The 15,011-nt window shown below is 65.1% G+C and carries 11 protein-coding genes; 4 read left to right on the top strand and 7 right to left on the bottom strand.

The annotated features are described in order from the left end of the window. The 4 genes from VN047_RS15190 to VN047_RS15175 form a co-directional block, all read left to right on the top strand. Positions 1–3,970: beta strand repeat-containing protein (locus VN047_RS15190; RefSeq protein WP_414712717.1), on the top strand; the 3,970-nt coding region annotated here is incomplete at its 5' end. A gap of 63 nt (positions 3,971–4,033) precedes the next feature. After that, positions 4,034–5,533 (top strand): cysteine--tRNA ligase, encoded by a 1,500-nt coding sequence (cysS, locus tag VN047_RS15185; RefSeq protein ID WP_325544089.1) that lies wholly within the window; start codon positions 4,034–4,036, stop codon positions 5,531–5,533. A 38-nt stretch (positions 5,534–5,571) separates the two neighbouring features. After that, the gene (locus VN047_RS15180; protein WP_325544087.1) at positions 5,572–5,928 is read left to right on the top strand and encodes a hypothetical protein; all 357 of its coding nucleotides are present in this window, start codon (positions 5,572–5,574) and stop codon (positions 5,926–5,928) included. A 7-nt stretch (positions 5,929–5,935) separates the two neighbouring features. Next, positions 5,936–6,880, top strand: coding sequence for a D-2-hydroxyacid dehydrogenase (locus VN047_RS15175; protein ID WP_325544085.1), 945 nt, complete (start codon positions 5,936–5,938; stop codon positions 6,878–6,880). Here VN047_RS15175 and VN047_RS15170 read toward each other — a convergent pair. The 7 genes from VN047_RS15170 to VN047_RS15140 all read right to left on the bottom strand — a co-directional run. Next, a complete protein-coding gene (locus tag VN047_RS15170; protein ID WP_325544083.1) occupies positions 6,874–7,725 on the bottom strand; it encodes a metallophosphoesterase in 852 nt (283 codons plus the stop codon). The two genes, VN047_RS15175 and VN047_RS15170, sit on opposite strands and share 7 nt — an antisense overlap. A gap of 44 nt (positions 7,726–7,769) precedes the next feature. Further along, entirely contained in the window at positions 7,770–9,704 is a 1,935-nt protein-coding gene (locus tag VN047_RS15165) for a cytochrome C (RefSeq protein WP_325544081.1), read from the bottom strand. A gap of 10 nt (positions 9,705–9,714) precedes the next feature. Then, positions 9,715–10,608: a hypothetical protein gene (locus VN047_RS15160; protein WP_325544079.1), complete on the bottom strand. Its 894-nt coding sequence runs from the start codon at positions 10,606–10,608 to the stop codon at positions 9,715–9,717. Then, entirely contained in the window at positions 10,608–13,043 is a 2,436-nt protein-coding gene (locus VN047_RS15155) for a cyclic nucleotide-binding domain-containing protein (protein WP_325544077.1), read from the bottom strand. Before VN047_RS15155 ends, VN047_RS15160 begins: the two co-directional genes overlap by 1 nt. A 240-nt stretch (positions 13,044–13,283) precedes the next feature. Further along, on the bottom strand, positions 13,284–13,673 hold the full coding sequence (locus VN047_RS15150) for a DUF3060 domain-containing protein (protein ID WP_325544076.1): 390 nt from the start codon (positions 13,671–13,673) through the stop codon (positions 13,284–13,286). A gap of 94 nt (positions 13,674–13,767) precedes the next feature. After that, a complete protein-coding gene (locus tag VN047_RS15145; protein WP_325544074.1) occupies positions 13,768–14,541 on the bottom strand; it encodes an arginyltransferase in 774 nt (257 codons plus the stop codon). 185 nt (positions 14,542–14,726) lie between these two features. Continuing rightward, positions 14,727–15,011: pyruvate kinase alpha/beta domain-containing protein (locus tag VN047_RS15140; RefSeq protein ID WP_325544072.1), on the bottom strand; the 285-nt coding region annotated here is incomplete at its 5' end.

The raw sequence follows: 15,011 nt of genomic DNA, 5'->3' as shown, positions 1-15,011 counted from the left end.
CGGCGGCAATGGCGGCAATGGCACCGGCGGGACCGCACGCATGCGCGCCAACGGCGCCGGTGCGGGTCTGACCGTCCTCGAAAACAATTTCACCAGCGAGGGGACCGGCGGCGATGGCGGCGCGGGACAGCTGGGCTTCGGATCGTTCGAACTCGCCGCACCATCGGGCGGCAATGGCGGCAACGGCCGGGGCGGTGCCATCGAAACCGTCGCCGATGAAGGCGCGACCATCACGCTCGGCCTCGCTTCGGGCAACAGCGTCCTGCTGAGCAGCCTCGGCCGCGGCGGTGCGGGCGGCGCGGGATCGGACAGCGCGTTCGACGCCGAGGCGCAGGCGGGCAACGGCGGCAATGGCGGGACCGGAACCGGCGGCACGGTGCGCTTGCTTGCCAACGGCGGGACGATCACGTCGAATGGCGAGAATGTCGACATCGACGCCAGCGGCGTGTCGGGCGAAACCGGCCTCGGCGGCATTGGCCGGGGCGGCGGCGCGGACGGCGCCGATGGCACTTTCGGTGATACGCGCGGGGGCCGCGTCGCGATCGAAGCGCTGAACGGTCTCGATGGCCCGGGCCAGATCGCGCTCGGCCTGACGAACATCACCGCGAGCGGGGACGCCGCCGGCCGGATCGAACTGCGCGCTCAGGGTAATCTGAGTTTTGCCGGACTCGACGCCACGGCATTCGGCACCGCAGCGCCGACCAACAACGACACCAACGTTGCGCCGGCCGGCATCTTTGCCGCGCTCGACGGCGGCTCGATCACCAGCGAGGGCGACGTCACGCTGACCACCGACAGCTCGGTCGGCGTCTACGCGCAGTCGGACGGCATTTTCGACGTCAACGGCTCCCTGACGATCGACGCGGGCGACCAGATCGACGTCCGGCACGACCTTCGCGAAGGCGCGGCACCGACGATCCGTGCAGGCGACAGCCTGACCGCTACCGCGCTGAACAGCATCAGCGGCGCGCCCGGAAGCACGCTCGCGGCTGGCGATATACTGTCGCTTGCGACCACCGGCGCGGCGGGCTCGATCGGTGTCGACCGGCTCGAAGGCGGCAACATCACGATCAGCAGCGACGGTGCCGCCAGCGTCGAACATGCCGAGGCGACAGACGACTTCACCGCAACGGCGGGCAGCTTCCGCACCGGGCTCAACTCGATCATCACCGGCGGCGATATCGTCCTCACCTCACCGGGCGCGATCGATCTCGGCAATTCGACCGCAGGCGGCTTCGTTCAGGTATCGGGGCAGTCGATCGCCTTCAACACGATCAACGCCGGCCTTTCGGTGGGCCTTTCGGCGGAAGGAATGACCGCGGGCGCCGAAGGCATAAGCGGCGGGTCGATCGCCGCGGGCGGGAATATCAACCTGTTCGGCAACAGCATCGCGCTTTCCGGCACCGTCACGGGCGATATGTCCTTCTTCGCCTTCAGCAATGGCGGGGCCGTTTCGGTGAACGACGCGGCCGTCGCCGGCACGATTTCGATCTTCTCCGCCGCCGACCTTGCCGGCACCTATGTCGCGGGCGGCGACATCTTCCTGAATTCGGGCGGCAATATCACGGCATCGGCCCGGGCGAGCGGGGGCTATGTCGACGGAAACGGCATCTCTACGGAAGGCAATCTGTTCGTCGTCGCGGCGGGCGACGCGGCGCTGACCGACAGTTCGGCCGCGCGCATGTTCGGCGTCAGCGCCGAACTCGCCGCGTCGGTCGATGGCGGAACCGCGGGCGAAGACATTCTGGTAATTGCCGGGACGACGGCCAGCCTGACCGGCGTGACGGCCGGCGACGACGTCACCGTCCGCGCGCCCGGCAACATCACCGCGGTCGATGTGAGCACGACGGGCGCCGGCGCCGACACGCATATTCTCGGCTTTTCGGCGGACTCGTCATCGAGCAGCCCGACGTTCATCATCAGCGCCGGCGAAGGCACGGACGGTATCAACGGCGCCGACATCGTCATGGCCTCCGCCGCGGGCGCGATCGACGCCGCGATGCTGTCGGCGGGCGACGACATTCTGCTCAACGCCGCGAACAGCATCGCCGTCAACGGCGCGACCACGCTCGGGCTCGGGACGACGGGGGGCGACAGCAGCATCCGGACACAGGGCGGCACGACGACGCTCGCGGGTCTCGACGCGTTCAGCGACATCGCGGTCGAGGCGGCGGGTCTTGCCAACCTGACCGGCACCGTCGCGGCGGGACGCAACGCGACGATCAATGCCCAGAACGTCACGCTCGCGGCGCTGACCGGATCGGGCGGCAACGCCGTTCCCGCGCTGAGCGCCGATGGCACGGTCACCGTCAATTCGTCGGCAGGGATCACGGGTGGGGGCATCCGCGCGCTCGGCGACGCGACGCTGACCGCGGGCACGGCGATCGACGTTACCGGGGTCGAGGGCAATAATGTGGCGCTGGCAGGAACCACCGGTGTCGCCGCCGATGCGGTCAACGCACTGGGGACGATCAGCCTCGACAGCAGCGATGGCGATATCCGGCTCGGCAGCCTGTTCGCCTCGGGCACCATCAGCGCCAGTGCCGACGCAATCCGCATCGAAGGCGGCGGCGATATGCAGTTCACGACGCTGACCACCGAGGTCGGCGATGCCTATATCCGCAGCAGCGGCGATTTTTCGGTCGCGGCGGGTAATATCGCCGGGACGGCCGATCTTGCGACCCAAGGCGAAGCGATGACGATCGGCAATCTGACCGCCGCCAACGCGATCCTCGAAAATTCGGGAGGGTTCCTCAACCTCGATACGGTGGCGGTCGCAGGCAACCTCCGTGCAACCGCGCGCGCATCGCTCGGCATCAGCGGGGTCATCACCGGCCAGTCGATCGCGCTCGCGTCCGCCGACATCGCGATCGGATCGGCGGCGCGCGTCGGGACTGCCGGCGTCACGCAGCAAGTGTCGGTGGCCAACAACAACGACGACAACCAGACCTTCGTCGGCGGCGCTCCGACTGCCAATGTCGCAGGCTACCATATCGACGCCGACGAACTGACCCGCCTTTATGGCACCGGGATCGAAATCTTTGCGCCCGAGGTGCAGGCGGTCAGCGTCACGTCGGTCGGCTCGGCGGCCCCTCCCGACATGATCGTCGACGGCTTCACCATGACCGGCGGGGGGTCGAACTCGAACCTTGGCGCCAACGGCACGCTCACGCTTCGCACCCCGGGCAAGATGCGCGTGATCGGCGATGTCCGGTTGACCGGGCTGACCGACGCGAACGGCCTGACCCTTGCCGCGGATGATGCGCTCGAAATCATATTGGGCAGCGGCACGGTACGACTGCTCGGCGACGGCGATGCCCCGGGCGGGCGGCTCGACCTGATATCCGACGACGTGATCGTCGCGACCGAGGCGGCGATCGCCGCCGTCGGCAACGCTGCGACGATCGATGCGATCAACGCACGTCTCGCCCAGAATGACGGCGTGGTGCTCGACGAAGGCGCGCTCTTTGCGCGCGGCATCCGGGCGCAGGTCGCGGGCGGCTTCTATGTCCAGAACAGCGGCGCCGGCAGTGATTTCGGCGAGCGGCGCGGGCTCAGCTTCGGCGAGGGCGGGCTCACCGTGGTGACGACAGGACAGCCGCGGATCGTCGTCAACGGCGTATATCTGGGTCCGAACGGTCAGGTCACGGGGTTCGACGTCCTCCCCACATTGTCGATCGTTCAGGCGAGCGGCGCGGCGGGCGGCTTCAACTCCCGGTCGACCTTGAACGGCTGCCTGATCGCCAACCCGACCGCCTGCACGACGGTTGCGGTCGATGCAGGCACGAACTTCCCCGTTCAGGACGTGATCGAGGAAGAGGCCGATTCCGACGGTGAGGGAGAGGGCAATAATCTGCCGACGCCGCTGATCACGATGCGCGACCTCGATCCGCTCAGCGGCGAACCGCTGGTCGACGATCCGGTGACCGGCGCCGGCAACGACGACCTTTGGACGACACCGGGCGACTAGGGTCCTGACCCTAAGCCGCGTTTCGGTTGACGCAGACCGGGAAGCCAAGGCATGGGCGCGGATATGACCGACGCCCATGCCCGCCCGCTGAAGCTGTTCAACAGCCTGACGCGCAGTCTCGAAACATTCGAGCCCGTCCACCCCGGCGAGGCACGCGTCTATAGCTGCGGGCCGACGGTCTATAACTATCCGCATATCGGCAACATGCGCGCCTATGTCTTCGCCGACACGCTGGGCCGCACATTGTCGTATAAGGGGTACAGGCTTACCCACGTCATCAACATCACCGACGTCGGCCATCTGACCGACGACGCCGATGCCGGCGAGGACAAGCTGGAGAAGGCTGCCGCCGAAAAAGCCCAGTCGATCTGGGATATCGCAAAACATTATACAGAGGCCTATTGGGCCGACATCAAGGCGCTGAATATCCGCCAGCCCGCGCACTGGTCGATTGCAACCGACTATGTCCCGCAGATGATCGAGTTTGCCGAAGCGATCGCATGCAAGCATTGCTACGAACTCGAAAGCGGCCTCTATTTCGACACGACGAGCGTCGCCGATTACGGTCGCCTCGCGCGCCACGGGACCGATGAGGGCGAGAGCCGCATCGATCCGGTCGACGGCAAACGCCATCCCGCCGACTTCGCGATCTGGCGCAAGACGCCCGCCGGCGAGACGCGCCAGATGGAATGGGATTCGCCGTGGGGCCGCGGCGCGCCGGGCTGGCACCTCGAATGCTCGGTGATGTCCGAAGCGCTGCTCGGCTTCCCATTCGACATCCACACCGGCGGCATCGACCACCGCGAGATCCACCACCCGAACGAAATCGCGCAGAACCAGGCGCACAGCTGCAGCGATGCGAGCGGCGCGCGTTTCTGGATGCACAATAATTTCCTCGTCGACCGTAGTGGCAAGATGTCGAAATCGAGCGGCGAGTTCCTGCGCGTGCAGCTTCTGATCGACAAGGGATACCACCCCCTCGCCTATCGCCTGATGTGCCTGCAGGCGCATTATCGCAGCGAGCTGGAGTTTTCTTGGGAGGGCCTTGGCGCCGCGCTGACGCGGCTAAAAAGGATGTACAAGGCCGTTGAAGTTCAAATGTGGAAAGAATTCCAACAGGCTGGATTACCTGTGGATTCGCCTTCCCGCTTTGAACCGATACCTCGTGAAAAATGGAACGAAACGGAAGTACTCGGCTATCTGCAAGATTTCGACGAGGCTATCTCGGATGACCTGAATACTCCAAAAGCTCTGCTAGTGATCGAAGCCGTTTTGGGCGATCCCACAATAAGCAATCAGCTTCGTTGGCACCTTATCGCCACTCTCGATCAAGTGCTTGGCCTCGATCTTCTCCTAAACAAGCGGGCAGACCTGCGCGTGCGTCCGAAAGCTGCAACAGTCGACGAACAAGCAATCTCGGAGTTGCTTGAAGCTCGGCAGCTTGCGCGCGAGCAGAAGAATTTCGCACAAGCCGACGAGGCACGAAACACCCTGCTAAGCAATGGAGTCGAGGTGATGGACGGCGACCCGCTGGGCTGGGATTGGCGGCTCGAAACCAACTAGGGACTTGTCCCCGCCTTGCAGGATGCTAGCCTCGTTGCATGTCGCAACTGATCTGCTGGCTCCTTGTCGGTCTTGCCCACCTGATCCCGGCGCTGGCCCTGTTCCGGCCAACGCTGATCACGCGGCTCTATGGCGTGGCACCGGACAGCCCGGTCTTTGTGCTCATGCACCACCGCGCGGCGCTGTTTTTCGCCGTGCTCGTTGCTTGCGTGTGGGCGGCGTTCGACCCCGGCGGGCGCAAGCTCGCGACGCTGCTCGCCGCCATCTCGATGCTCGGCTTTCTGTTCCTTTATCAGGCATATGGGCGCCCCGCCCCGCTCGCCACCATCGCGCTCGTCGATCTGATCGGCCTCGTCCCGCTGGCGTGGGCGGGCTGGCACGCATTTCAGCAGTAGGAAATCCATGACCAAGACCGTCACCGTCCTCTCGGGCCTCATCCGTCCGCTCGTCGAAGACCGCCTGCCCGACTGGGTCGAACCGCGTTTCTTCCAGTCGAAGGAGGAAGCGCTCGAGCTGGCGCCCGAAGCCGAGATCGGCTGGTTCGACATGTACGACAAGAAGGATATGGCCGCGGTGATTTCTGCCGCGACCAACCTCAAATGGCTGAACTCGATCTACGCCGGGGTCGACGGCATGCCGCTCGACCTGCTTCACGAACGCGGCACCATCGTCACCAATGGCGCGGGGATCAATGCGATCACGATCGCCGAATATGTCGTGATGGGGATGCTGACCATCGCCAAGGGCTATCGCGACGTGGTTCGCGCACAGGAACGCCGCGAATGGCTGATGGACTCGCCGGGCAAGGTCGAACTGTTCGGGTCGAAGGCGCTGCTGCTTGGTTATGGCGCGATCGGCAAGCTGATCGAGGAACGGCTGAAGGCGTTCGCGGTCGCCGTCACCGTCGTGCGCCGGTCGCCGGGCGAGAACACGCTCACGCCCGACCAGTGGCGAGCCAGGCTCGGCGATTTCGACTGGGTGATCCTCGCAGTCCCCGCGACCCCCGAAACCGACGGCATGATCGGCGCGGCGGAACTGGCGGCGATGAAGCCGACCGCAACGCTGATCAACATCGCGCGCGGCAGCGTCGTCGATCAGGACGCGCTCGTCGTGGCGCTCGACAGCCAGCAGATCGCCGCGGCCTTCCTCGATGTCACCACCCCCGAACCGCTCCCCGCCGACGACCCGCTGTGGAGCCTCGACAACGCCCACATCACGATGCACCTGTCGGGCCGCGCGCAGGACAAGATGTTCATCCGTTCGGCGCAGCGCTTCCTCGAAAATCTGGGGCGCTGGAAAAAGGGCGAGGCCGTCGAGCCGCGCGTCGATCTGACGCTGGGTTACTGACCCGGCCGCTCGGCCTTCAACTCGCGCACCAGCGGCTGCAAACGCTCGTCATATTTGGCGAGCATCGTGCGCGCGCCGGCATGATCGTAAAAGCTGACGAGTTCGCGCCCGTTCCAGCGATGCAGCGCATAAGCCGGATCCTCGGCAACGATCATCGGGCGGTCGTCGGGCCTGTTCTCGTCGATGGGCCTCAGGTCGAGCGACACCTGCGGCGCGGTCGACGAGCAGATCGCGATGGTGCGCCCCTCCCATGCGACGGTAACGCTCCGGTGAAGGTGGCCGCAGATCAGCCCGCGAACTTGGGGATGACGGCGCACGACGTCGGTGAACACGCCTACCCACGGCTCATCGGGATCGGTGTTCATCCATTCGATCCCGCTTTCGACCGGCGGATGGTGCATCACGATATAGGTCGGCTTGATCTTGTCCCTGGACAATTCGGCATCGAGCCAGGCGGCACGCCGGTCGCAAAAGGCACCGCCGTGGCGTCCTTCCTCAAGCGTATCGACCGTCACCAGCCTGAGTTCGGGAAGCTCGATCGCATATTGGATGAAGCCGTTGCCGTCGTCGAAATCCGGGAAGTGCGCGTGGAAATTGTCGCGGAGGTCGTGATTGCCGACGCTCGGCCACACCGGAAAGGGGCAGCGCGAGAAAATCTCCGCGAGCCGGCGATAGCTGTCCTCATCGCCGCGATCGGTGATGTCGCCGGTGGCGAGCAAGAGGTCGGGCCGGTTCGGCCCCTCGATGAGAAGGTCGAGCACCTCGTCGAGCCGCTTGCGGTTATATTCGGCCGGATTGTCCGGATCGAACCCGATATGGATATCGGTGATCTGGGCAATCAGCATATCCGTCCCCCGTTTCCCGCCGGCTGGTCCCGGCCACCAAAACCTCACCCGCCCCGCCTTGCCCCGTGCAAGGAAGGTGTGCGCCACGTCACATCGTAAAGGCCCCGCCCCCCGGTTCCTGTGATCATGCTCACACCATAGCTAGCGCCAAGACGTTTATTTGTAATTGCCGCCGTATTTTTCTTGGCTCTGCGCGGCGGCATCCACGGTTTTCCGCCATCCGAATGATATTCGTGACACATCGCACAGGGCGATTCGGTTGCAGTTTCGACCTTCACCATGCGCGCACCGCCTTCGCCGACATGGCAGTCGCGGCACTGCCGCAGCCCCGGGACCAGCAGGTCGGTCGACGCCTTCGAAGCGGGCGCCGCGGTGTGGCAATCGGCACAGGCGGTTTCCCTGTGCGCGTCATGGTCGAACCAACCCTTTTGCAGGTAACGCGGTGTCTGGTCGACGGCAGCGACGCGCCAGCTGTTCCCGGCCTGCGGCGCGAAGATCGTGTGGCAGTCGTAGCACGCACCGCCCTTCGAAAAGACCGCACGAACGGCATCTTGCGCCCGGCTGGGCCGCGTCGCGACTTCGTTGAAATAGATGTTGTAGACCTGCCCCTCGGCATAGGCGCCCGGCCGTCGCCGCTGCATGCCGCCAAGCTGGAGCGGCCGTGCAGGCGGCGCGGAACGATAATAAGCGGTGAGGTCAGCAACGACCTGGCCGGGCTCGCCGTGACGCAACGTCCGGGTCACACCGCCGACCGTCTCGAAGGCGAGGCTGTGGCACATCGCACAGTCGCGCTCCATCTCGACCGGTTTGACGCGCACCCCGTCGGCCTCGACACGGTGGCAATTTTCGCATTCGAGCTTCTTCCCGAAGTCATGGCGGCCGCGGAAGCTCGCTGCCATGCGCGCGACGCCGCCGGTGGCCTGCAAATGCATGTCGTGCGGGAATTTGAGGCCGTTGTAATCGGCAATGCCCTTGGCGAGCGTCGTACGCACCAGCTTGCCGCCAGCCGCGGGTCGGACCAGCGGGCGAAACTCCGGATGGCTCGTGCCGAAATCGCCGGCATCGGCGAGCGTCGTCGGATGCCCTGCAGTCTTCAGCCGCGCCGACATGCCGTCATGGCAATCGGCGCAGAATTTCTGCGGCGTCGCAGCCATCGGCCCCGCGCCCTCATGTTCGGTATGACATTCGACGCAGCGACCTTGCGGTTTGTTGAAGGTCTTTGCGAAGCCCGCAAGGACCCGCTCGCCCACCCCCGGCGGATGCCGCGCGGCGAGCAGCATCGCGGCCGGCGCGCCCGCATGCGCCATGCTCATCGCCTTGTGCTCGCCCGTGTGACAGCCGACGCACGCCTTGTCGGTCACCGCGACGAACGGCTCGACATGGCACGACTGGCAGTCGTTTTTCAGGCTCGCGTGCGCGCTCGACAACGGGCCCGAGAGCCAGGCGCTGTCGGCGTGATAGCCGTCGGGGCGCTCGTTCACTTGTCTGTAGCTGTACCACGCCCAGATCGGCCCGATCAGGAAGGCGAGCAGCATCAACAGGCCAAAAACCCAAGCCCCCATGCGTTTGCCGGGCATCACGCCGGCAAGCGAGAAGGCCTTGGCCTCGTCGACGTCCTTCGACGATTGCGACAGTTCGTCGATGCGCTCGACGAGCAGGATAATCCTGTCTTCCTCGCGCGCGATCGTCAGCCGGTGGCCGCCGAAACGCAATTCGGCACCCGCCGCGCTGTCGATGTCGGCAGCATCGACAGCGCGGCCGTTGAAATCGAACCCCAGACCCTCGAGCGCGGCGACGCGCACATGGCGGCCGTCGGCGCTGCCGATCGTTGCATGGTGCGGATTGACCGCAAGGTCGGCGACGTGGATGTCGTTGCTGCCCTCGCGGCCGAGCGTAATCGTGTCGCCGGGCAGCGCCTGATCGCGGACGATCTGTTTGCCGGTCTTCGTTGTCGAGATGCGGCGCAGGATGAAACTCATCGTCCCCGCCTCACCAGTAGAAGAAGACGCTGATGATGTGGGCCGACAGCGCCGCGATCAACGCAAAGGTCAGCGGCACATGGACATAGAGCCAGATTTCGAGCAGCGCGCGAATGCGCAGATGCTTGCGCAGACGGACGAGCGCCGCTTCCTTCTGCTTGAGTAGTCCGACGACCTTCTCGCGCGCTTCACGGTCGCTGCCGGTCGAAACCGACAGCGCGCGTAGCGCCGCCGCCGTCGCGCAATCCGGATAGCGGCCCGACAGTCGCACCCTGACGCCGCCCGCAAACGGGTCCTCGTCGAGCGCCGCCAGCACCGGCGCGGTGTCGGCGGGTATCAGCGGCTGTGCGGCGCTATGCAGCTGGCGGTCGAAAGCGCGGATCGCCTCCAGCATCTGCATCTGCGTCATCTCGTCGCGGTTGTTAGACAGCGCCTGCGGCAGCGTCGTATAGACGATCACGCCATAAAGACCCGACAGGATCACCAGCATCATCAGCGCCCACGCCAGCGTGTGGACATTCCAGCCGAGCTGGAATCCCGTGTGCCAGGTACCGATGACGATGAGGCTGAACCCCAGATAGACATGCGCCGAGGTCCACGCCTTCAACGACCAGTGACTGCTCGTCATCTTGCGCTTGCGATAGCCGAGCGCGGTCAGCCAGAGGATCAGCAGCGCCCCGATCGTGCCAAGCGTATAGCCGTACCAGCTTCCCCCATTATGCCGTGGCGTGACGTCGACCAGCGCGTAGCTCACGATGATGAGCAGGCAGAGCCCGCCCGAAATCTTCGCCCAGCGAAACCCGGCATAGCGCAGGAAGCCTTCGTGCCGCCGTTCGCGGACGCGCTCGATCTGCGTTGCCTTCGACCGACCGCCCAAAAGCCTTCTGGGAACCAACGACGCCATCAGTCGGTGGCCTCGTCGAGCCGCGCGATCGACAGGAATTCTTCGGGCGACACGCGGATCGCGGCGCCCGTGGGGCACGCTCGCACGCATGCGGGGCCGCCCGAAATGCCTTTGCACATGTCGCATTTGACCGCGATCTTCTTGGGCTTCTCGTCGCCCAGCTGCTGCTTCGTCCATTTGGGCGACGGCTCACCCGGGCCGGGGCCGAAACCGGTGAGCAGCCAGCGCAGCAGACCTGGTTTTTGCGGCGGCGCCGACTCCATGCGGATCACGCCATAGGGGCAGTTGCGCATGCAGTTGCCGCAGCCGATGCAGCCGGGCTCCATGAACACCTCGCCATCGGGGCCGCGGTGGATCACGTTCGGCGGGCAGTCGGCCATGCAGTGCGGATGTTCGCAGTGGCGACAGCTCGTGGGGACATGCAGGTGGGCGAAGGTCTTGCCCGCCTCGCGGTCGAGCCGCGAAAGACCCTCATGACTGTCGGCGCACGCCTTTTCACAATTGTCGCAGCCGACGCACAGATTCTCGTCGATCAGCAGCGCATCGGTCGCCTCGCCCAGCCCCTCCTTCATGATGAAGCTCGCAGTGTCCGAATAAAGGTCAACCGCGCTCGAATAGCTTGCCTTGCGCGATTCGATGAAGCTGTTCATCGCTGCGCGCTCGGCCACCGCCGCTTCGGTCGCCTCGCGCACCTGCGGCCGCACGGCGAGCATCTTGCGGAAGCTTTCGCCGGTCAGCTTGATCAGTTCGGCGCCGACCGCCGCCTTGACCGTGGCATTGCGCGGCGCGCCGCTCAGCACGCCCATTTCGCCGAAGAAGCTGCCGGCCGGCAGGTAACGGAGGAAGATCGGCTTGCCGCCGATATCCTTCTCGACCACCATCGATCCCGAACGGATGACATAGACGTCATCGCCCTGCTCGCCCTCGGTCAGCACCACCTTGCCCGCGGGCACGCGCTCGACTTCGGCGGTGTCGACCACCTCTGCCAGATCCGGGACGGTCAGGCCGCCCTTGAAGATTTGCAGCAGCTGGCGCTCGAGCGAGATGCGGTTGATCACGCGCTTTGCGCCCGGCACTGCGGCCATCAGCTTGAGCGCCGCGGTGCGCGACACCTCGACAAAAATGCTGTCCTCGCCCGCGCGGATCGTTGCGCCGCGCTTGCGGCCCGAGATCAGCCCGACCTCGCCGAAGATCGATCCCTGCTCGATCGGCACGGTGATGCCGGGCCCGACCTCGACTTCGGCATGACCGTCGGCGATCGCAAAGAGCGACGAACCCGGCTCGCCCTTTTCGAACACGACTTCGCCCTTGCGATAAAAGGCGACCTTCGAATCGAGCATGAATTCGCGCATCTGCAGTGGGGAAACGTCGCCAAAGATGGTGGCACGCTCGCGCAGATATTCCAGCCATTCGCTGACCGGTTTCTGCCCGGGCAATCCCGCAAAGATCGCTGCCAGATCCTTCTCGTCGGCGGGGGTCAGTGCGTTGTTGCCATTGATGAACTCGACGACGTCGTAGCCCTGATTCATGCAATGCTTGATCAGCGGATAGCCCGCGAGCGCGCCGATGACATAGATGCCGGGCACCGTCGTCTCGAAGGTCGGCGACAGCTTCGGAAAGGCTTCGCGATCAGGGCCGGTGAACTCGATCCCCATCGATTCGACGAAACCGCGCGGAGCGACCGAACCCAGCCGTGCAACGATCACATCGCACTCGATCTTTTCCTCGCCCGTCGGCGTTTCGAGCGTCAGCCAGCCCGGCTCGACCTTCTTCGGCTGCGTTTCGGTGCGGATCGACATGAAACCGTTCTCGCCCGCCTCCATCATGTCGGAGACATTCTTCGCCTTGGCGCGCGCGAAATCCTTCGAGCGGTTGAGGATGGTGACGGTGTTTTCCAGCGCTTCCTCGGCGACGCCGAGCGCATTCTCGATCCCCGCGTCGCCCGATCCGACGACGGTGATATGCCTGTCCTTGAAATCCTCCGGGTCGTCGACCTGATAGATGATGTGCGGCAGGTCGGCGCCCTCGCAGCGCATCCGGTTCGGATTGCCCTGCGTGCCGATCGCCAGCACGATATTCTCGGCCCTGTAGACGTCGCCCTTCGCGGTCTTGATCACGAAGGCACCCTTTTCGCCGGTCACTTCGGCGACGTCGGCGTGATACGCGACCTGGACCTTGTTGTTCGCGGCGTCCTCGTCCCAGTTGGCGAGAATATATTCGCGCGCGCCCTCGGCGAAACGGCAATCGGAGCGCAGGTCGAGCCGTTCGGGCGTCGCGAGCACGCGCTTGCCCTTCTGATATTTGAAGATCGTGTCCGACAGATGATCGGTCTTTTCGAGGAGAATATGGCTGAGCCCCAGCTGGGCCGCGCGCGATGCCGCGCTGAGCCCTGCAGGCCCCGAACCGATGATCGCGACTTTGACGGCCTCGCTCACGCGGACGCACTCTCGCGACCGAGGCAATTATCCACGCTCAAGATGCTGGTGAACGCACGCACGGGCACCCCATTCCCCCCAATCGCTTCCCCAAGCGACCACAACTACGGATGCGACCCGGACTTATGTCCTGGGCCCAAGGCTATGCCCTTGAAAGCGGGAAAAGGTCAACCGGCGAGGCGGTACTGCGAGACGTTCGCAACTCGGTTGTCGAGACGGCGGGCTGCCGAGCCCGGTAACCTATGACGAGGGCCGTACCCTGTTGTCGACGCCCTGGACTGAAACGCGCGGCTTGCCTTTGCCATTCACGCGCCACGTCACGACATTATCGACGCCCGAGACGCTGAGCGGGGCGCCAGGACGCAGGACGATGCTGATCTCGTTGTCGACGCCGTTGACGGTCAGGCCGGGACAGTCGCCCACGAAATCGATGCGGTTGTCCGATCCCGACACTTCGGCAGGACGCCCTCCGCAATCGATCCGGTGCACCTGCTCGACGCCATGGACGGCAGCGCCGTCGCGCGTCCCCGTGCCGCCCCGCTGCTGCGCGGCCAGCGGCGCGGCGGCAAGGACAAGACTGGCAGCGAGGGCGGGAAACAGGGATTTCGCGGCGGCACGGGTGTGAAACAAGGTCGTCTCCTATCGTCCCCGCCTCAAAATTCCCCTTTGCATTCAATGAAATGGAAAAGCGCCTGCGTCAACGGGCGAACGTCGACGCCATATCTCAGGCGAGTTCGAACATCGCGGCAATGCGCTCGGACGGGGTCGGCTCGAACCGCGACCAGCCATCGGGGCCCAGCCGCTCAAGCGGGCGGAAGCGCGCCTTGTACGCCATGCGCGCGGACCCTTCGATCCAGTAGCCGAGATAGACATAGGGCAGACCCGCCCGTGCCGCACGCTGGACATGGTCGCCGATGATATAGGTGCCGAGCCCCTCGCGCATCGGATGTGCGGCGTCGAAGAAGCTGTAGATCATCGACAGCCCGTCGCCCTGCCGGTCGGTCAGGCAGCAGCCGACAAGGCGGCCTTTGCCGCCGTCCGCGGCCGGCTCGCGATATTCGATCATATAGGAATCGACCGGGGTCTGTTCGACCATGTCGGCGAAATCCTGCTCGTCCATGTCGGCCATGCCGCCGTTCGGATGCCGCGAGCCCAGATAGGAGCGAAGCAGCGCATATTGCTCCTCGGTCGCCCAAGGCTTGCACGCCGTGGCGACAAGATCCCCGTTGCGGCGCAGGTTGCGCTTCTGCGAATTGCTGGGGACGAATTCACCCGCGCAGACGCGCACCGACACGCACGCCGAACAATCGGCGCAGCTCGGGCGATAGGCGACCGACTGGCTGCGCCGGAACCCGATACGGCCGAGCGCGTCGTTCAGTTCGTTCGCGGTGTTGCCGCTGAGTTCGGTGAACACCTTGCGCTCGGTCTTGCCCTCCAGATAGGGGCAAGGCGCAGGGCTGGTCACGAAAAAGCGCGGAAAACGGAACGGTGCGGACACGCGAAAACAACCTCCGGACTTGCGATGCCGATCCCCCCGACGCGGGTCCGACGCACTGCTTGCACCAATTATGGCGCCCGCCGTCAATGGTGCAAAGTCCATTTACCATTTTTGAACGTCCCGATCTGAATCAACCGGAAAATTTTCTGAATCGGCTGGTAACTTTTGTGCCGAATTGAATCGGATCAGCTGTATCCGCGCAGTTCGTCGCCGGTCAGCGTCGCGACATGGAGCACGTTGGTCGAGCCTGGCGTGCCGAACGGAACCCCCGCCATCATGACGAGCTTGGCGCCCGCCTTGCAGATTCCGTGGCGCAGCGCCATGCGCTTGCCCTTGGCGATCATCTCCTCGAAGCTGCCGATGTCCTTCGTCGGCACGGCATGGGCGCCCCACAGCAGCCCCATGCGCCGCGCCGCCTCGCGCTTCGGCGTCAGGACCAGCAGGGGCGCCCCCGGCCGTTCGCGCGCGAC

It is taken from the genome of Sphingopyxis sp., from assembly GCF_035565275.1.
Lineage (GTDB): Bacteria > Pseudomonadota > Alphaproteobacteria > Sphingomonadales > Sphingomonadaceae > Sphingopyxis.
The sequence above is the reverse complement of the archived record's forward strand: the minus strand, read 5'-3'. Positions and strand labels throughout refer to the sequence as shown.